Origin of the sequence: Arthrobacter sp. AG367 (assembly GCF_007828995.1) — a bacterium.
Taxonomy (GTDB): Bacteria; Actinomycetota; Actinomycetes; order Actinomycetales; family Micrococcaceae; genus Arthrobacter.
Genome location: NZ_VIVE01000003.1, coordinates 1 through 18046, shown reverse-complemented (window position 1 = coordinate 18046; position 18046 = coordinate 1). Strand labels below are relative to the sequence as shown.

The 18046-nt window shown below is 67.7% G+C and carries 17 protein-coding genes; 13 read left to right on the top strand and 4 right to left on the bottom strand.

Annotated features, from left to right (window positions below):
* Nucleotides 1-10: 10 nt before the first annotated feature.
* Entirely contained in the window at nucleotides 11-976 is a 966-nt protein-coding gene (locus tag FB478_RS09840; RefSeq protein WP_144600330.1) for a quinone oxidoreductase, read from the bottom strand.
* Between the two features lie 162 nt (nucleotides 977-1138).
* Here FB478_RS09840 and argC point away from each other — a divergent pair, with 162 nt between their 5' ends.
* The 10 genes from argC (at nucleotide 1139) to FB478_RS09790 (ending at nucleotide 11204) form a co-directional block, all read left to right on the top strand.
* Nucleotides 1139-2170, top strand: a complete 1032-nt coding sequence (argC, locus tag FB478_RS09835) for an N-acetyl-gamma-glutamyl-phosphate reductase (protein WP_056391327.1) — start codon at nucleotides 1139-1141, stop codon at nucleotides 2168-2170.
* On the top strand, nucleotides 2167-3333 hold the full coding sequence (gene argJ / locus FB478_RS09830) for a bifunctional glutamate N-acetyltransferase/amino-acid acetyltransferase ArgJ (protein WP_056391324.1): 1167 nt from the start codon (nucleotides 2167-2169) through the stop codon (nucleotides 3331-3333). Before argC ends, argJ begins: the two co-directional genes overlap by 4 nt.
* A 54-nt stretch (nucleotides 3334-3387) precedes the next feature.
* Entirely contained in the window at nucleotides 3388-4347 is a 960-nt protein-coding gene (gene argB / locus FB478_RS09825; protein ID WP_018771561.1) for an acetylglutamate kinase, read from the top strand.
* Nucleotides 4344-5597 carry an acetylornithine transaminase gene (locus FB478_RS09820; RefSeq protein ID WP_144600329.1) on the top strand — a complete coding sequence of 418 codons (1254 nt, stop codon included), beginning with the start codon at nucleotides 4344-4346 and terminating at the stop codon, nucleotides 5595-5597. The genes argB and FB478_RS09820 overlap by 4 nt, the downstream gene beginning before the upstream one ends.
* Complete coding sequence (gene argF / locus FB478_RS09815) at nucleotides 5594-6595, top strand: ornithine carbamoyltransferase (protein WP_018771559.1); 1002 nt, start codon at nucleotides 5594-5596, stop codon at nucleotides 6593-6595. The genes FB478_RS09820 and argF overlap by 4 nt, the downstream gene beginning before the upstream one ends.
* Nucleotides 6595-7125 carry an arginine repressor gene (locus FB478_RS09810; RefSeq protein WP_018771558.1) on the top strand — a complete coding sequence of 177 codons (531 nt, stop codon included), beginning with the start codon at nucleotides 6595-6597 and terminating at the stop codon, nucleotides 7123-7125. Before argF ends, FB478_RS09810 begins: the two co-directional genes overlap by 1 nt.
* A gap of 45 nt (nucleotides 7126-7170) precedes the next feature.
* Complete coding sequence (locus tag FB478_RS09805; protein ID WP_018771557.1) at nucleotides 7171-8376, top strand: argininosuccinate synthase; 1206 nt, start codon at nucleotides 7171-7173, stop codon at nucleotides 8374-8376.
* 5 nt (nucleotides 8377-8381) lie between these two features.
* The gene (argH, locus tag FB478_RS09800; protein WP_056391319.1) at nucleotides 8382-9809 is read left to right on the top strand and encodes an argininosuccinate lyase; all 1428 of its coding nucleotides are present in this window, start codon (nucleotides 8382-8384) and stop codon (nucleotides 9807-9809) included.
* Nucleotides 9810-9879: 70 nt separating this feature from the next.
* A complete protein-coding gene (locus tag FB478_RS09795; protein WP_144600328.1) occupies nucleotides 9880-10428 on the top strand; it encodes a pyridoxal 5'-phosphate synthase in 549 nt (182 codons plus the stop codon).
* A gap of 38 nt (nucleotides 10429-10466) precedes the next feature.
* The gene (locus FB478_RS09790; protein ID WP_056391314.1) at nucleotides 10467-11204 is read left to right on the top strand and encodes a maleylpyruvate isomerase family mycothiol-dependent enzyme; all 738 of its coding nucleotides are present in this window, start codon (nucleotides 10467-10469) and stop codon (nucleotides 11202-11204) included.
* A 6-nt stretch (nucleotides 11205-11210) separates the two neighbouring features.
* On the opposite strand, the gene FB478_RS09785 is transcribed toward FB478_RS09790, so the two are convergent.
* Nucleotides 11211-11720 carry a methylated-DNA--[protein]-cysteine S-methyltransferase gene (locus FB478_RS09785; RefSeq protein ID WP_018771553.1) on the bottom strand — a complete coding sequence of 170 codons (510 nt, stop codon included), beginning with the start codon at nucleotides 11718-11720 and terminating at the stop codon, nucleotides 11211-11213.
* Nucleotides 11717-13195 carry an AlkA N-terminal domain-containing protein gene (locus FB478_RS09780; RefSeq protein WP_056391311.1) on the bottom strand — a complete coding sequence of 493 codons (1479 nt, stop codon included), beginning with the start codon at nucleotides 13193-13195 and terminating at the stop codon, nucleotides 11717-11719. Before FB478_RS09780 ends, FB478_RS09785 begins: the two co-directional genes overlap by 4 nt.
* A gap of 128 nt (nucleotides 13196-13323) precedes the next feature.
* Here FB478_RS09780 and FB478_RS09775 point away from each other — a divergent pair, with 128 nt between their 5' ends.
* The 3 genes from FB478_RS09775 (at nucleotide 13324) to tyrS (ending at nucleotide 17641) form a co-directional block, all read left to right on the top strand.
* A complete protein-coding gene (locus FB478_RS09775) occupies nucleotides 13324-13983 on the top strand; it encodes a DNA-3-methyladenine glycosylase (RefSeq protein WP_018771551.1) in 660 nt (219 codons plus the stop codon).
* An 81-nt stretch (nucleotides 13984-14064) separates the two neighbouring features.
* A complete protein-coding gene (locus FB478_RS09770; protein WP_018771550.1) occupies nucleotides 14065-16293 on the top strand; it encodes an AAA family ATPase in 2229 nt (742 codons plus the stop codon).
* Nucleotides 16294-16327: 34 nt separating this feature from the next.
* On the top strand, nucleotides 16328-17641 hold the full coding sequence (tyrS, locus tag FB478_RS09765; protein ID WP_056391308.1) for a tyrosine--tRNA ligase: 1314 nt from the start codon (nucleotides 16328-16330) through the stop codon (nucleotides 17639-17641).
* A gap of 178 nt (nucleotides 17642-17819) precedes the next feature.
* Here the strand turns inward: tyrS and FB478_RS21235 are convergent.
* Nucleotides 17820-18046, bottom strand: a 227-nt coding sequence (locus FB478_RS21235) for a hypothetical protein (protein WP_222430062.1), incomplete at its 5' end; no start/stop codon positions are given.

Genomic DNA, 18046 nt, shown 5'->3' with positions numbered 1-18046 from the left:
GCGGGGTTTCCTACGGCACCAGGAGAACCTTTCCGGTGGTTTTCCGGCCCTCAAGGTCGCGGTGTGCCTGCCAGGCCTGGCTCAACGGGTAGCGGGCCCCGATGCGGACCTTCAGGCTCCCGCCGGCGGCCGCTGCAAAGACCTCGTCGGAGCGCCAGCGCCGCTCCGCGGCATCCCGCAGGTAGTGGCCCATGGTGGGCCGGGTGAGGAACAGGGAACCCCCGGCGTTGAGGCGCTGCGGGTCAAATGGCGGGACCGGGCCGGAGGCTGCGCCGAACAGCACCAGCATTCCCCGGACACCAAGGGCGTTAAGGGAGCCGTCGAACGTATCCTTACCCACGCCGTCGTACACCACGTCCACGCCCTTGCCACCGGTGAGCTCGCGCACGTGGTGCGGAAAACCTTCGTAGCGCAGCACATGGTCCGCGCCGGCCTCAAGGGCGAGGGCCTTTTTCCCGTCATTGGACACGGTGGTGATGACCCGGGCGCCCTTTGCCTTGAGCAGCTGGATGAGCAGCAGTCCAACCCCGCCGGCCCCGGCGTGCAGCAGTACGGTGTGCCCGGATTCCACCTTGAAGGTGGAATTGACCAGGTAGTGCGCGGTGATGCCCTGGAGGGGAAGGGCGGCGGCGGTAAAGACATCCAGGCCTTTCGGTACCGGCAGTGCGGCGTCCTCATCCACCAGGGCGTAGTCCGCGTAGCAGTTCAGGCCCTCGGCCGTGGCTATCCGGTCGCCCACGGAGAAGCCGGTGACGCCTTCGCCCACGGCTTCCACCGTCCCTGCGGCTTCCGTGCCGGGGGTGAAGGGGTACTGGACTTTGTAGGTCCGACTGCGCTTGTAGGTGTCGATGAAGTTGACGCCGGCCGCCCCGACTTTGAAGAGCACCTGGCCCGGCCCCGGAGCGGGTGTTTGAACCTCGGCGTAGTCAAGGACTTCCGGTCCGCCTGCCTGCCGTGCGACGATTGCATGCGTCATGGCTCTCCTTTCGCGGGTCCCGGCGTTTCCGGCCCCGGCTGCCGAGACCATCCTAGGGACACCGCAGACCGGCACGGCAAGTCCCGGCGTCACCGCAGGCCTCAAGGACGGCCATGCATAAATATCGGCATCAATGCATAACTATTGCTGTATAGTCGGAGCATGACTATTTCTGTTGCGGTTTCGGGTGCCAGCGGCTACGCCGGGGGAGAGGTCCTTCGCCTTCTGGCCGGACACCCCGGTGTGACCATCGGTGCCATCACAGCGCACAGCAATGCCGGGTCCCGCCTCGGCGAACTGCAGCCGCACCTGCATGGACTGGCCAGCCGCATCCTTGAAGACACCACGGTGGAGAACCTCTCCGGCCACGATGTCGTCTTCCTGGCGCTGCCGCACGGTGCTTCCGCCGAGATCGCCGCCCAGCTTCCCGAAGGGACAGTCGTCATCGACGCCGGCGCCGACCATCGCCTTGAAGACCCCGCCGCGTGGGAGAAGTTCTACGGCTCGCCCCATGCCGGCACCTGGCCCTACGGACTCCCGGAGCTGCCCGGCCAGCGGGAAGCCCTCAAGGGCGCCAAGCGCATCGCCGTTCCCGGCTGCTACCCAACGTCCGCCCTCCTGGCGCTGACCCCCGGCTTCGCTGCGCACCTGCTGGAGCCCGACGACGTCGTGATCGTTTCCGCCTCCGGCACCTCGGGCGCGGGCAAGGCCGCCAAGGTCAACCTGATCGGAGCTGAAGTCATGGGCTCCATGAGTCCCTACGGCGTGGGCGGTGGACACCGGCACACCCCCGAGATCGAGCAGGGCCTCTCCAACGCGGCAGGGGAAAAAGTCAGCGTTTCCTTCACGCCCACCCTTGCTCCCATGAGCCGCGGCATCCTGACCACCGCCACTGCCAAGGTCAAGGCCGGCACCACCGCAGCGCAGCTGCGGCAGGCATGGACCGAAGCGTACGACGACGAGCCGTTCGTCCACGTGCTGTCCGAGGGCCAGTGGCCCGGGACCAAATCGGTCCAGGGTTCCAACCACGCAGCCATGCAGCTGGCCTTCGACGCCCACACGGGACGGGTGGTCGTCACCTGCGTGATCGACAACCTGACCAAGGGCACTGCCGGCGGAGCCGTGCAGTCCATGAACATCGCACTCGGCCTGCCCGAAACCGCCGGCCTCAACCTGCAGGGAGTAGCTCCGTGACCATCACCACCCCCCAGGGATTCCGGGCAGCAGGCGTCACCGCCGGACTCAAGGCCTCCGGCAACCCGGACCTCGCCCTGGTCGTCAACGACGGACCATCCAAAGCCGCCGCCGCCGTGTTCACCAGCAACCGCGTGGCCGCAGCCCCCGTGCACTGGTCACGCCAGGTGGTCTCGGACGGCCGCGTGGATGCCGTCATCCTCAACTCCGGCGGGGCCAACGCCTGCACCGGTCCCACGGGCTTCCAGAACACCCACAGCACCGCGGAGAAAGTGGCCGAGGTCCTGGGCATCTCAGCCACCGACGTGTTCGTCTGCTCCACCGGCCTGATTGGCGAGCAGCTGCCCATGGACAAGATCCTGCCGGGCGTCGAGGCCGCTGCAGCAGCACTCAGCACCGACGGGGGACCGGACGCCGGCACGGCCATCATGACCACCGACAGCGTGCCCAAGTCGGCCCTCTTCATCGGCACCGACGCCGACGGCCAGGAATTCAGCATCGGCGGCATCGCCAAGGGCGCCGGCATGCTGGCCCCCGGCCTGGCCACCATGCTGGTGGTCCTCACCACGGATGCCGTGGTGCAGCCCGAAATGCTCGACGTCGTCCTCCGCGACGCCACGCGGGTTACGTTCGACCGCGCCGACTCCGACGGCTGCATGTCCACCAACGACACGGTTGTCCTGCTGGCTTCCGGCGCTTCCGCGGCTGTGCCCTCGGCCGAGGATTTCGGTGCCGGGCTGACCAAGGTCTGCGCCGAGCTGGCCCGCAAACTGATCGCCGATGCCGAGGGCGCCAGCCACGACATCGCCATCCGCACGTTCAACGCCGCCAGCGAAGCGGACGCCGAAACCGTCAGCCGCTCCGTGGCCCGCTCCAACCTGTTCAAAGCGGCCATTTTCGGCAAGGATCCCAACTGGGGCCGCGTGCTCTCCGCGGTGGGCACCACGGACGCCGCCTTTGAGCCGGACCAGCTCAACGTGGCCATGAACGGCGTCCAGATCTGCCGCAACGGCAGCATCGGCGACGACCGCAGCCTGGTGGACCTGGAGCCGCGCGAAGTCCTGGTGGAAATCGACCTGCAGGCAGGCGATGCCGAGGCCACCATCTGGACCAACGACCTCACCCATGACTACGTGCACGAGAACAGCGCCTACTCCAGCTAGGGGCCCCTCCAGCCATTGCCCGCCAAGGCATGAACCGCTGCGGAAAGTGACAACATGAACACCCAAACGCGTGAAACCACCAGCATGTCCGCTGCCCAGGACAAGGCGGCAACCCTGATCGAGGCGCTGCCCTGGATCCAGCGGTTTGCCGGCACCACCATGGTGATCAAGTACGGCGGCAATGCCATGGTGAACGACGAACTCCGCCGCGCCTTCGCCGAAGACATCGTCTTCCTCCACCATGTGGGCATCCACCCCGTGGTGGTCCACGGCGGCGGCCCGCAGATCAACTCCATGCTGGGCCGGCTGGGCATCGAATCCGAGTTCAAGGGCGGCCTCCGGGTCACCACGCCCGAGGCCATGGATGTGGTCCGCATGGTCCTCACCGGCCAGGTGGGACGCGAACTGGTGGGCCTGATCAACTCCCACGGGCCCTACGCCGTGGGCATGTCAGGTGAAGACGGCGGGCTGCTGCGCGCTGTCCGCACCGGCACCGTGGTGGACGGCGAAGAGGTGGACCTCGGGCTGGTGGGCGAGGTGGTGGGCGTCGACCCCGCCGGCATCGTGGACATCCTCGACGCCGGCCGCATCCCCGTGATCTCCACGGTGGCCCCGGAAATTGTCGACGGCGGAGAAAGCGTGGCGGGGACCGCGCGGTTCCAGCCCACGGGCCAGGTCCTGAACGTCAACGCGGACACCGCAGCGGCCGCCGTCGCCTCGGCGCTGGGCGCTTCGAAGCTGGTGATCCTCACCGACGTCGAAGGCCTCTACGCCAACTGGCCGGACAAGACTTCCCTGATCTCCTCCCTCACGGCGTCGGAGCTGCGGGAGATGCTGCCCAGGCTCGAGTCCGGGATGATCCCCAAGATGGCGGCCTGCCTCAAGGCCGTTGACGAGGGCGTGGAACGGGCACACATCGTGGACGGGCGCCTGGCCCACTCCATGCTTCTGGAAACATTTACGACGGCGGGCATCGGCACCCAGGTCGTCCCGGACGAGGAGATCAACGGATGAACACGGTTGAAAAGCCTTCAGTCACCGAGTTGGTGGAAACCACGGGCCACGCAGGCTCCGAGTGGCTCTCCCGCTACTCCAGTTCGCTGATGAACGTGTTCGGCACGCCGCAACGGGTCCTGGTCCGCGGTGCCGGCTGCCTGGTGTGGGACGCCGACGGCAAGGAATACCTGGACCTGCTGGGCGGGATCGCCGTTAACGCCCTGGGCCACGCCCACCCCTTCGTGACGTCAGTCATCGCCAGCCAGCTGGCCACACTGGGCCACGTCTCCAACTTCTTTACCAGCCCCACCCAGGTGGCGCTGGCCGAAAAACTGCTGGAACTGGCCCACGCTCCTGCCGGCTCCAAGGTGTTCTTCAGCAACTCGGGCACCGAAGCCAACGAGGCCGCCTTCAAACTTGCCCGCCGCAATACCGGCGACGGTACGGTCAAGCGGACCACCATCATCGCCCTCGAGGGCGCGTTCCACGGCCGGACCATGGGCGCCCTGGCCCTGACCGCCAAAGAGGCCTACCGGGCGCCCTTCGAGCCGCTGCCCGGTGGCGTGGTGCACATCCCGTTCGGCGACATTGCTGCGCTGGAGGCAGCAGTGGACGAAACCGTGGCCGCCGTGTTCCTGGAGCCCATCCAGGGCGAGGCAGGTGTGCGCCCCCTGCCGCCGGGCTACCTGAAGGCCGCGCGGGAGGCCACCAGCAAAGCCGGCGCCCTGCTGATCCTGGACGAGGTCCAGACCGGCATCGGCCGCACCGGCAAGTGGCTCGCCAGCGAGGATGCGGGGATTGTCCCTGACGCCATCACCCTGGCCAAAGGGCTGGGCGGCGGATTCCCCATCGGTGCCCTGATCACCATGGGTGGGCAGACGTCGTCTTTGCTGTCAGCCGGCCAGCACGGCACCACCTTCGGCGGAAACCCGGTGGCCACGGCAGCCGCCCTCGCCACCCTCCACGCCCTCGAAAGCCAGAACGTCCTGGCCAACGCCACGGCCGTGGGCGAACACCTGCGCTCCGCACTGGCCGCGATCCCCGGCGTCACCGAGGTCCGGGGTGAAGGGCTGCTGATCGGCTTCGACCTCGACGCCGACGTAGCACCGGCCGTCGTGCAGGCGGCACTCGACGCAGGCTTCATCGTCAACAGCCCGGGCCCGCGGACCATCCGCCTGGCCCCGCCGCTGATCCTCGCCACGGCACAGGCCGACACGTTCCTCGCCGCATTCCCGGCAATCCTCCAGACCGCTAAGGACGCCCAGTGACCACCGCAACCCGGCACTTCCTCAAGGACACCGACCTCAGCCCCGCCGAACAGGCGGAAGTCCTGGAGCTCGCCGCCCGCATGAAGGCGGCCCCCTACAGCGTCCAGCCGTTCGCCGCTGAAGGCAGCGGCCGCAAGACCGTGGCCGTGATCTTCGACAAGACCTCCACCCGGACCCGGGTGTCATTCGCCACCGGAATCGCGGACATGGGCGGCAATGCCCTGGTCATCAACCCCGGCGAGGCGCAGATCGGGCACAAGGAATCCGTGGAGGACACCGCCAAGGTGCTCGAACGGATGGTCTCCACCATTGTGTGGCGCACCGGCGCCCACGCCGGCCTGGTGGCCATGGCGGAGAACTCACGGGTTCCCGTCATCAACGCCCTGTGCGATGACTACCACCCGTGCCAGCTCCTGGCGGACCTGCTGGCCGTCAAGGAACACAAGGGCGACCTCAAGGGACTCACCATGAGCTACCTCGGCGACGCCGCCAACAACATGGCCAACTCCTACCTGCTGGCCGGAGTCACCGCCGGCATGCACGTCCGCATCGCCGGCCCGGAGGGCTACCTGCCGGCCGCGGACATCGTGGCCGCGGCTGAGGAGCGCGCGGCTGAAACCGGCGGTTCCGTGCTCATCACCACCGATGCCAAGGAAGCACTGAAGGGTGCCGACGTCGTGGCCACCGACACGTGGGTCTCCATGGGGCAGGAAGCCGAGAAGGAAGCACGGCTCCAGCTGTTCCGGGACTACTCCGTCGATTCGGACGCCATGGCACTCGCCGCGGATGACGCCGTCGTGCTGCACTGCCTCCCGGCCTACCGGGGCTACGAAATCTCCGCCGACGTCATCGACGGCCCGCAGTCCATCGTCTGGGACGAGGCGGAAAACCGGCTGCACGCCCAGAAGGCGCTGATGGCCTGGCTGATGCACCGCTCGGGCCTGGCCTTCGTTGACGGCCTTTCCCCCGTCGAGGGCACCGGAGAGAGCACGTTCTAGTGTCCGCCCAGCCGTCCTCCCCGGGCACCAGCCCGGCCACCAAGACCGCCCGGCAGGCGCGCATCACCGCCATCCTCACCGGGCAGTCCGTGCGTTCCCAGGCCGAGCTTGCGGCGCTGCTGGCCGACGACGGCGTGCAGGTCACCCAGGCCACGCTGTCCCGCGACCTGGTGGAACTGGGCGCCGTCCGCGTCCGCGGCAAGGAAGGCGTCCTGGTCTACGCCGTTCCCGGCGAAGGCGGCGAGCGGGCCGCGAAAAGCGGCGTGACGCAGGAGATCCTGGATGCCCGGCTGGCCCGGCTGTGCAGCGAACTGCTGGTCACCGCCGAAGCCTCGGCCAACATCGCGGTCCTGCGCACTCCGCCCGGCGCCGCGAACTTCCTGGCCCTGGCCATCGACCATTCGGTAATGCCGTCCATCCTGGGCACCATCGCCGGGGACGACACCGTCCTGCTGGTCTCCCGCGACCCGCTGGGCGGACCGGACCTGGCAGCCCGCTTCCTGCAAATGGCAGAAGAAGCCGGGCAATAAGCTTGAAGACAACGAACCAACCAACCCCAACAAGGAGCATCTAAAGTGACTGAACGCATTGTGCTGGCCTACTCCGGCGGCCTGGACACGTCCGTCGCCATCGGCTGGATCGGTGAAGCCACCGGTGCCGAGGTCATCGCCGTGGCGGTGGACGTCGGACAGGGCGGCGAATCGCTGGAAACCATCCGCCAGCGCGCCCTGGGCTGCGGCGCCGTCGAGGCCTACGTCGCGGACGCCTCGGACGAGTTCGCCAACGAATACTGCGTGCCCACCCTGAAGGCCAACGCCCTCTACCAGGGCCACTACCCGCTGGTGTCCGCCATCTCCCGCCCGGTCATCGTCAAGCACCTGGTGAAGGCAGCCCGCGAATTCGGCGCCACCACCGTGGCCCACGGCTGCACCGGCAAGGGCAACGACCAGGTCCGCTTCGAGGTGGGCATCCAGACCCTGGGCCCGGACCTGAAGTGCATCGCACCGGTCCGCGACCTCGCCCTGACCCGCGACAAGGCCATCGCCTTCGCCGAGGAAAAGGGACTGCCCATCGAGACCACCAAGAAGAACCCGTACTCCATCGACCAGAACGTCTGGGGACGCGCCGTGGAAACCGGCTACCTCGAGGACATCTGGAACGCCCCCACCAAGGACATCTACGACTACACCGCCACCCCGGAGTTCCCGCCGGCCCCGGATGAGGTCATCATCTCCTTCGAAGCCGGCGTCCCGGTAGCGATCGACGGCGTCAAGGTCACCCCGCTGCAGGCCATCAAGGAACTCAACCGCCGCGCCGGCGCCCAGGGCGTGGGCCGCATCGACGTCGTCGAGGACCGCCTGGTGGGCATCAAGTCCCGCGAAATCTACGAAGCCCCCGGTGCCATGGCCCTGATCACCGCGCACAAGCACCTCGAGGACATCACCGTGGAGCGCGAGCAGGCCCGCTTCAAGGCCACCGTTGGCCAGCGCTGGGCCGAGCTGGTCTATGACGGCCAGTGGTTCTCCCCGCTGAAGCGCTCCCTGGACGCCTTCATCGAGGACACCCAGAAGTACGTCTCCGGCGACATCCGCATGACCCTGCACGGCGGCCAGGCCATCGTCAACGGCCGCCGCTCGGACACCTCGCTGTACGACTTCTCGCTGGCCACCTACGACACCGGCGACACCTTCGACCAGTCCCAGGCCAAGGGCTTCATCGAGCTGTGGGGCATGTCCGCCAAGGTTGCCTCCGGCCGCGACATCCGCGTCGCAGGAAAGTAGCCCGGATGGCTGAGCTCAAGTCCGAAGCCACGAACACGGGTGCGTTGTGGGGCGGCCGGTTTGCCGGCGGCCCCGCGGACGCCCTCGCGGCGCTGAGCAAGTCCACGCACTTCGACTGGCGCCTGGCCCGTTACGACATCGCCGGCTCCAAGGCGCACGCCCGCGTCCTGCACAAAGCAGGACTGCTGGACGATGCCGAGCTCGAAGGCATGCTGGCCGCCCTCACGCAGCTGGACGAGGACGTGGCGTCCGGGGCATACCTGCCGGCGGAATCCGACGAGGACGTGCATGGTTCCCTGGAACGCGGACTGATCGAGCGGGCCGGAACCCAACTGGGCGGCAAGCTCCGCGCCGGCCGGTCCCGCAACGACCAAGTGGCCACCCTGGGCCGGATGTTCCTGCGCGACCACGCCAGGATCATCGCGCGCGGCGTCCTTGCCACAGTGGATGCCCTGGTGGAGCAGGCAAAGGCACACCACGGTGTTGCCATGCCGGGCCGCACCCACCTGCAGCACGCCCAGCCGGTCCTGCTCAGCCACCACCTGCTGGCCCACGCCTGGGCGCTGCTGCGCGACGTGCAGCGGCTGCAGGACTGGGACAAGCGGGCCGGCGTCTCGCCGTACGGTTCGGGTGCCCTGGCCGGCTCCTCGCTGGGGCTCGACCCGGAAGCAGTGGCCGCTGAGCTGGGCTTCTACTCCGCCACGCATAACTCGATCGACGGCACCGCGTCCCGCGACGTCTTCGCCGAGTTCGCCTGGGTCTGCTCGATGATCGGCGTGGACCTCTCCCGGATCTCAGAGGAAGTCATCTTCTGGGCCACCAAGGAGTTCTCCTTCGTCACGCTGCATGATTCGTACTCCACGGGGTCCTCGATCATGCCGCAGAAGAAGAACCCGGATGTGGCAGAGCTGGCCCGCGGCAAGGCAGGGCGCCTGATCGGCAACCTCACCGGGCTGCTGGCCACGCTCAAGGGCCTTCCGCTTGCGTACAACCGCGACCTGCAGGAGGACAAGGAACCGGTATTCGACGCCGCCGACACCCTGGAGCTGCTGCTTCCGGCCGTCTCCGGCATGATCGCCACCCTCAAGTTCAACACTGAACGGATGCAGTCGCTGGCCCCGCAGGGCTTCGCGTTGGCCACGGACATCGCCGAATGGCTGGTCCGCCAGGGCGTGCCGTTCCGCGAGGCGCACGAACTCTCCGGCGCGGCGGTCAAGCAGGCGGAATCCCGTGGTGTGGAACTGTGGGACCTTACGGACGGGGAGTACGCTGCCATCTCGGAGCATCTCACCCCCGAGGTCCGCACGGTCCTGTCCACGGAAGGCTCCCTGAACAGCCGCAACTCCCAGGGCGGAACGGCGCCGGCCGCCGTCGAACGCCAGCTCGCCGCACTGGAAGCCGAGCTCGCCGACGTCCGGGCGTACGCAGGCTAAATACCGGATCTGCAAGGGGCGCCGTGGTTTTTCCGCGGGGCCCCTTGCTGATTGTGGCTAGGGTGGAGCCATGAGCGAAACCTTCCGCAAGTTCCTTCGCACCCTTCCCGATATCCCCTCCGGCCTGCCCGGTTTCGACCCGGACAACGCCCCGCAGGACCCGGCGCTGCTGTTCAAGCAGTGGCTGGATGAGGCGCTGGACGCGGGGGAGCAGCAGCCGCACGCGTTCAGCCTGGCCACGGTGGGCGCGGCATCCGGCGGTGGGCAGCAGCCGTCCTCGCGGATGCTGATCCTGAAGAACATTGACGACGACGGCTGGCACTTCGCCACGTCACGCACCTCCCGCAAGGGCCGGGAGCTGGCCGCTGAACCACGTGCCGCCATGAACTTCTACTGGCCGGGCCTGGGCCGCCAGGTCCGGGTGGCCGGCGCTGTGGCCGAGCTTTCTGCCGAGGCTTCCGCGGTGGACTGGCACGAGCGGCCCCGGGCCGACGGAAGCGACAATCCCCATTGGCAGCTCTACGCCCTCCAGCCCGTCGAGATCGAGTTCTGGCAGGCCAGCAACGACGGCAACCATGTCCGGCACCGTGTCGGGCCGGACGGATCGCCGCTGGAATAAGTAGCTGGCGCGCCTGGGTGCTCGGCTAGGCTGGCCGCATGACCTCTCCTTCTCCTGCCGGCCTCCTGGCCGAACTGCACACGGCCGGCGCCGCGCTGACTGCCGGGCTGGACCGGATTCCCGACGGCGGCGAACGTGCTCCGTCCACGCTTCCCGGCTGGAGCCGCGGGCACCTTTTGGCCCACCTCGCCGGAATCTGCGACGCCCTGGCCCGTCAGGTGGAGTACGGCCGCCGCGGTGAAACGGTGGAGCTTTACGACGGCGGCGTGGAAGGCCGCAACCGCGCCATCGATCTGGCCGCGGGGCACAGCCTTGGGCAGCACAGGGAGGACGTCCATGCTGCGCTGCGCCGCGCGCTGGCGGCTTTTGACGCACTGGACGGGGATGAGTGGCAGACGCCCATCGCGTTCCGCGACGGCGTCATCTTCGATGCGGGGCTGGCGCTATGGCGCGAGCTCGTCATCCACACCGCGGACCTGGATGCCGGCACGGGACCCGAAACCTGGAACAGGGAATTCTGCTCCCACCTCTTCGACTTCCTGGCCGCCCGCGTCCCGGCCGGTACCCGGCTTGTCCTGCAGCCGGTAGCACTTCCGCCGCTGGCCCTTGGCGCCGGCGGCAGCACCGTCGTCGTCAGCGGCATGGTCACGGATATCGCCGCCTGGCTCGCTGGGCGCAAGCCGTCGCTGGACAGCCTGCGGGCCACCGCCGCCGGGGACGGCACCGACCTTCCCGCCCTGCTGCCCTGGCCTTCGGCGATGCCCGACCCAAAGTAGTCGTCCTCAACTGAAGCAGTCCTGGCCAGCCTCGCGGGCCAGCAGGCTTTCCTTGATGGGCAGGCCCCAGCGGAAGCCGCCCAGCGAGCCATCGGTCCGGATCACCCGGTGGCAGGGAACGAACAACGCCGCTGCATTGAAGGCACAGGCGCTGGCCGCCGCCCTGACCGCACGCGGGTTGCCCGCGAGGGCCGCATACTCGGTGTATGTAACGGGTGAGCCGGGTTTGACCTGGCGCAGCACGTCCCAGGCGTGGGCGCGGAACGGGCCCGACTGCTGCAGGACCCGGACTGACATGGCGGGAGCGGGGTCGCCGTCGTAGAAGGCTTCAACGGCGGACGAGATCCCGCCAAGGCTTGCCACCTCTTCCACGGCGTCGGGCCGCAGCGTGGGATGGACCTGTCCGGTGAGTTCTGCAAGGCCTGCCGTCCAGCCCGAAGCGAGGACCACACCGTCCCGGGCAAGGATGGTGAAGGGCCCGTCAGGCGTGGACAGCTGCATCAGTTGCGCTTTCATGGCATCCCTTTCGCGGGAACGGTTGTTGTCGGTGCGGGCCGTGCTGCGGCGCGCCACAGGTGCATGGTGGCGTAGGAGCGCCACGGGCTGGTCTCCCGGAAGTCCGGGCTCAGGGCGCTGTCACCATTATCGATGGCGCGGATTCCGTTCCGAACGGCGGCGTCGTTGGCGAGGAAGACGTCCGGGGCGCCCAGGACCCGCATGGCCACGTACCCCACGGTCCATGGTCCCACCCCCGGCAAGGGCAGCAGTTTGGCGCCCAGGCCGGTTAGGTCGTCCCCATAGCCGAACTCCAGTTCTCCGGCGGCCATGGCCGAGGCCGCCTGGAGGAGCGATTCGGTCCGTCTCCTGGGCCCGCGCAGCAGGTGGCCGGCCGCGGCTATTTGGGCCGGCGTCGGGAAGAGCCTGTCCAGGCCGTCGCCGGCCGTGCTGCTGGGACTGCCGGCGGCGGACAGTTGGGTCAGTGCGGTCCGGGCCGCCGCCACCGTGATCTGCTGGCCCACCATGGCCCGCACCAGCAGTTCCTGCGGGTCCAGCGCCCCCGGCATCCTCATTCCGGGAGCGCCGGCAACGGAGGCGGCAAGCCTGGGGTCGGCCGTGAGGGCACCGTCGATCGCTTCGGGGTCTGCGTCCAGGTCGAACAGCCTCCGCACGCGGCTCAGCAGTGCCGGAAGGTCCCGCAGGTCCACCGCACCCACGGTGAGGGTGAGCTGCCGTGCCCGCGTGCCGCCGTCGTACGCCACCTGGAAGCGCGCATCGCCGTGGGGGAGCCGCAGGGTCCGTGCGTAGGAGGTGGCCGTGCCCTCCTCGATGCCGGGGATGGCACGGACCGCAAGGAAGGAGAAGATGCTTGGATCGAACGGCGGACGGTAGGGCAGGCCAAGGGTCAGCGCCGTCGTGCCGCCACCGGGGGCCGGGTGCCGGACTGTCCTGCGAAGTGCGGTGGGGGTCATGTCGAACACCTCGGCGATGGTCTCGTTGAACTGCCGCACGCTGCTGAAGCCGGCCGCGAAGGCGATGTCGGCCAGCTTCATGGAGGTGGACACCAGCAGCGTACGTGCGGTCTGCGCCCTCGCAGCGCGGGCCAGCGACAGGGGACCGGCACCCAGTTCCTGCCCCAGGATCCGGTTAAGCTGGCGCGGCGAGTACCCCAGGCGGGACGCAAGGCCTGCCACCCCGTCCCGGTTGATCACGCCGTCGTTGATCAGCCGCATGGCCCGGCCCGCAACGTCCTGCCGCACGTTCCAGGCAGGGGTTCCCGGCACCGCCTCCGGCAGGCAGCGCTTGCAGGCCCGGTAGCCCGCCTCGTGTGCCGCGGCGGACGTCTCGTAAAACGTCACGTTGGACGCCTTGGGGGTGCGGGCCGGGCAGGAGGGGCGGCAGTAGATCCCGGTTGTGCGGACGGCGGTATAGAACTGGCCGTCGAACCGGGGGTCGCGGGCATCGATTGCCCGGTAGCGCTGCCAGAAGTCCATTCCTCCATCCTGCCAGCCCACCCCGGCCGGTACTAGCGGAAATCGGACATGGCCGTGGAGGGCGGGAATCCGGCGCCGGGGCGGCTGCCGGGCGGATGAAACGGGCGGCATCCGGGTAAAGTCGAGCAATGAACGAAAGTGCTCCGGACGCCGGGACGCTCCGGAGTTTCCTGTCCGGAGATGCCCGCGAGCTCGCCCCGCAGCTGCTTGGCGCCGTACTGACGCACCAGTCCCGGGACGGCGCGGTGTCCATCCGGCTCACCGAGGTGGAGGCCTACCTTGGGCCCGAGGATTCGCTCCATCCGGACCCGGGCTCGCATACCTACCGGGGCCCGACACCCCGCAATGCGCCAATGTTCGGCCCCGCCGGGCACCTCTACGTCTACTTCACCTACGGCATGCACCACTGCACCAACATTGTCTGCGGCCCGGCAGGCGTTGCGTCCGCCCTGTTGCTGCGGGCAGGGGAGGTGGTGGACGGACTTGAACTGGCGCAACGGCGCCGTCCGACGTCGAGAACGCCCGCCGACCTGGCCAGCGGTCCGGCCCGCCTGGCCAAAGCGCTTGGATTGACGACGGCGGACAGTGGCCGGGACGCGCTGGCTCCACCCTTCGGCCTGGAGCTTCCCTCCTGCACCGGCGGTCCGGTAAGTACGGGCCCGCGGGTGGGCGTGGCCGGCGCCGGGGGATCGGCGGAATACGCCTGGCGATTCTGGCTCACCGGCGACCCCACCGTCTCCAAATACAAGGCTGCCAAGCCCCGGATCCGGAAGCAGCCGGCACGTTGACTGCCGGCTGCAACGTTTCACAAGCGTTAACGGAAATGGTTGTAGAATGGACGGTCTGTCTTTCGCGATAGGGGAACGTTAATGCACGACGCCGAATTGGCCCACGAACGGGAGTATGTAGCCGGCCTGTATGCCCGGCTGGAGGAACTCCGGGAGGAAAAGCGCCGCCAGCTGGCGCAGGTCCGGCGCGCCGGAGCCGTGGGCACCATGCAGAACGTTTCGGAACGTGATGCGTTCGCTGCACTGTATGAGGACCGCCTGGCCCAGCTGGACGCCGTCGATGACCGGCTGGTGTTCGGCCGCCTGGACCTGGACTCCGGTGAAGCCCAGTACATTGGCCGCATCGGGCTTACCACCGAGGACCTGCAGCGGCTGATGGTGGACTGGCGTGCGCCCGAGGCCGGGCACTTCTACCAGGCCACGGCCTTCGACCGGCAGGGCGTCCGCCGCCGCCGGCACCTGATCCTGCAGGGGCGGGACGTCAAGGCGATCGAGGACGACGTCCTGGACGCGGGGATGCTTACCGACGACGAATCGCTGCAGGGCGAAGGGGCCCTGCTCGCGGCCCTGAACTCCAAGCGGACCGGCCGCATGTCGGACATCGTCAGCACCATCCAGTCGGAACAGGACCGCATCATCCGGTCCTCCATTTCCGGCGCCGTCGTGGTCCAGGGCGGGCCGGGCACCGGCAAAACCGCCGTGGCCCTGCACCGGGCCGCCTACCTGCTGTACACCCACCGTGACCGCCTCAAAAGTGCCGGCGTGCTCCTGGTGGGGCCGTCGTCGTCGTTCATGAAGTACATCGAACGGGTGCTGCCCTCGCTCGGGGAAACCGGTGTCGTCATGGCCAGCGTGGGCCGCCTGATGCCCGGCATCAATGCCGTGCCCGAAACTGATGCGGACGTGGCAGCCCTGAAGGGCCGCCTGGACATGGCCGCGATCGTGGCCAACGCCGTGTCCAACCGCATGCGCGTCCCCGCGCAGAACCGGATCCTTGAAGTGGACGGCCGCAAGCTCACCCTCACACCCCGGCAGGTCCGGCGTGCAAGGGAACGTGCCCGCGCCACCGGAAAGCCGTACAACGAGGCACGCGTGACGTTCGTGAAGATCCTGCTGCGCGAGCTGACCGAACAGATGACCGAGCTCGTCGAAGCCGGCAACCTCGGCAACAACGCGGACCGCTCGTACCTTGCCGAAGATGTCCGGACGGCCCGCGATGTGCGGATTGCGCTGAACCTGTGCTGGATGCCCATGACGCCGGAGAAGCTGATCTCGGATCTGTTCAGCAAGCCGGAGGTGCTGGAATTCTGCACCCCCAACCTGACCCCGGCCCAGCGGGCGCTGCTGCAGCGTCCCGCGGATGCCCCGTGGACGGAATCGGACGTGCCGCTGCTGGACGAGGCCGCCGAACTGCTCGGCGAGCTGGACCCGGCCGCCGGGCGCGGACTGGCCCAGCAGGAGCATGACCGTGCCCGCGACCTTGCCAACGCCAAGCAGACCCTGGTCAACATGCAGGCCGCCGGCGTGGACCCCCTGATGTCCGCGGAGGAACTGGCCGAGCAGAACCAGGAACAGGAAGGGCGGCAAACCGCTGCCGAACGCGCAACGAGCGACCGCACCTGGGCCTTCGGGCACATCGTGGTGGATGAGGCACAGGAACTCTCACCCATGCAGTGGCGGCTCCTGGTCCGGCGCTGCCCCCTGAAGTCCTTCACCATCGTGGGCGACATCGCGCAGACCAGCTCTGTGGCCGGAGCCAACTCGTGGCAGGGGGCGCTTGCTCCGCTGTTCGGTGACCGCTGGCAGCTGGAGGAGCTGACCGTCAACTACCGCACGCCCTCGCAGATCGCCGAAGCCGCCGTCAGGATGGCCAACGCGGCTGGCCTGGTGGTTTCCGCGCCGAAGGCCGTTCGTGAGGGGCGCTGGGCGCCCATCATCGACGAAGTAGGGAACGGCGCGGTGGTCGGCCGGCTCGTGGAGGTCCTCCCGGAAGAACTTGACGCGCTCGACGGCGGCCTGCTCGCCGTGATCGCCGATGGTGACCTCCTGCCCCAGGCCACAGCAGCACTGCGAGCCGTGTATGGGCGACGGATCGGCACCGGCGCCGGCAGCTACGAGCAGGACATCGTGGTGATCAGCCCGCGCGAGGCCAAGGGCCTGGAGTTCGACGGCGTGGTGGTCCTGGAACCATCCGTCATGCTCAACCATGAGCACGGCAAGGTGGGGGACCTGTACGTAGCCATGACACGTGCAACACAGCGCCTGCGGCTGATTGCCTCGCAACCCGTGCCTGCCGGGATTGCCGGCTGACCCGGCGCCGGGCGTTACTGCTAACTTAGGAAGCGTGCCAGAACTGAACAACCTCGAACCGCAGCGCAACGATCCCACTTTCGCCAACATTTGGCAGGAACTGAAGTGGCGTGGGCTGGTCCATGTGTCCACCGACGAAGCAGAGCTTGAGAAGCTCCTCGCCGACGGGCCGGTCACATACTATTGCGGTTTCGACCCCACCGCCCCGAGCCTGCACCTGGGAAACCTCGTCCAGCTCCTGGTCATGCGGCGGCTGCAGCTGGCCGGGCACAAGCCACTGGGACTCGTTGGCGGCTCCACGGGTATGATCGGCGATCCCCGCCCCACCGCTGAACGAACCCTGAACACCAAGGACACGGTGGCGGAGTGGGTGGGCTACCTGCAGGCCCAGGTCAGCCGCTTCCTCAGCTTTGAGGGTGACAACGCTGCCAGGATCGTAAACAACCTGGACTGGACGGCGCCCTTGAGCGCCATCGACTTCCTGCGTGAAGTGGGCAAGCACTTCAGGGTTGGAACGATGCTGCGCAAGGACGCCGTGGCATCCCGCCTCAACTCCGACGAGGGCATCAGCTACACCGAGTTCAGCTACCAGATCCTGCAGGGCATGGACTACCTGCAGCTCTACCGCGACTACGGCTGTGTGCTGCAGACCGGTGGTTCGGACCAGTGGGGCAACCTCACCAGCGGTACCGACCTGATCCGCAAGGTGGAGGGCAAGAGCGTCCACGCCCTGGGAACTCCCCTCATCACCAACTCCGACGGAACCAAGTTCGGCAAGAGCGAGGGCAACGCCATCTGGCTGGACGCGGGCATGTGCAGCCCGTACGCCTTCTACCAGTTCTGGCTCAACACCGCCGACGCCGACGTTGTGGACCGGCTCAAGGTGTTCACGTTCCTCACCCGGGCCGAGATCGAAGAGATCGCGGTTTCCGTGGCCGAGCGTCCCTTTGCCAGGGAAGGACAGCGGAAGCTGGCCTTCGAAGTGACCTCACTGGTGCACGGCGTGGACGCCACCGAAAAAGTCATCGCCGCTTCAGCGGCGCTTTTCGGCAACGGCGACCTGGCCGCATTGGACAAGGCAACGCTCCAGGCGGCTACCTCCGAACTTCCTTCGGCCACGGTGCAGGTGGACGGGATGGGGATCGTCGACCTGCTGGTGGCGTCCGGTCTATCGGAAAGCAAGTCCGCCGCCCGGCGCACCGTTGGTGAAGGAGGTGCCTACGTGAACAACGCGAAGGTGTCAGATCCGGAGGCCGTGATCTCCGAGTCTGAACTGTTGCACGGCCAGTACCTGCTCCTGCGCCGGGGCAAGAAGAACCTGGCCACTGTTGAGGTGCTGGTTCCCTAGCACCTTCACGGTCCGTATGCACGCCCTTCGGCGGCCGATTTGCACGGCCGCTGGGGGGCGTGTATTGTTTTCTGAGTCGCCGCCGCTGAGTGGTGACAAACCCCCAACTTATGAGAAGCAATTCTTGCCGCGCACCGCGTGGAATTGGAGAAATTGCTTCCCGTTGTGCTGGGCGGATTCATTCCACCGAGTGAATTCCGGAAGAAAATCCGGATTTGCGAAAGTGAATATGAATGAAATAAGATGGAAACATCGCAGCGAAGAAATACGGAAAAGAAATTCTTTCGAATTGTTTCCGGGAATATTCGAATGTGTCTGTTGTTTGAGAACTCAATAGTGTGCCAAGTTTGTTGATACCGATTATGTATGTAATTGGTTGATTGTGCTGTGCCGCCACCCCGTGGT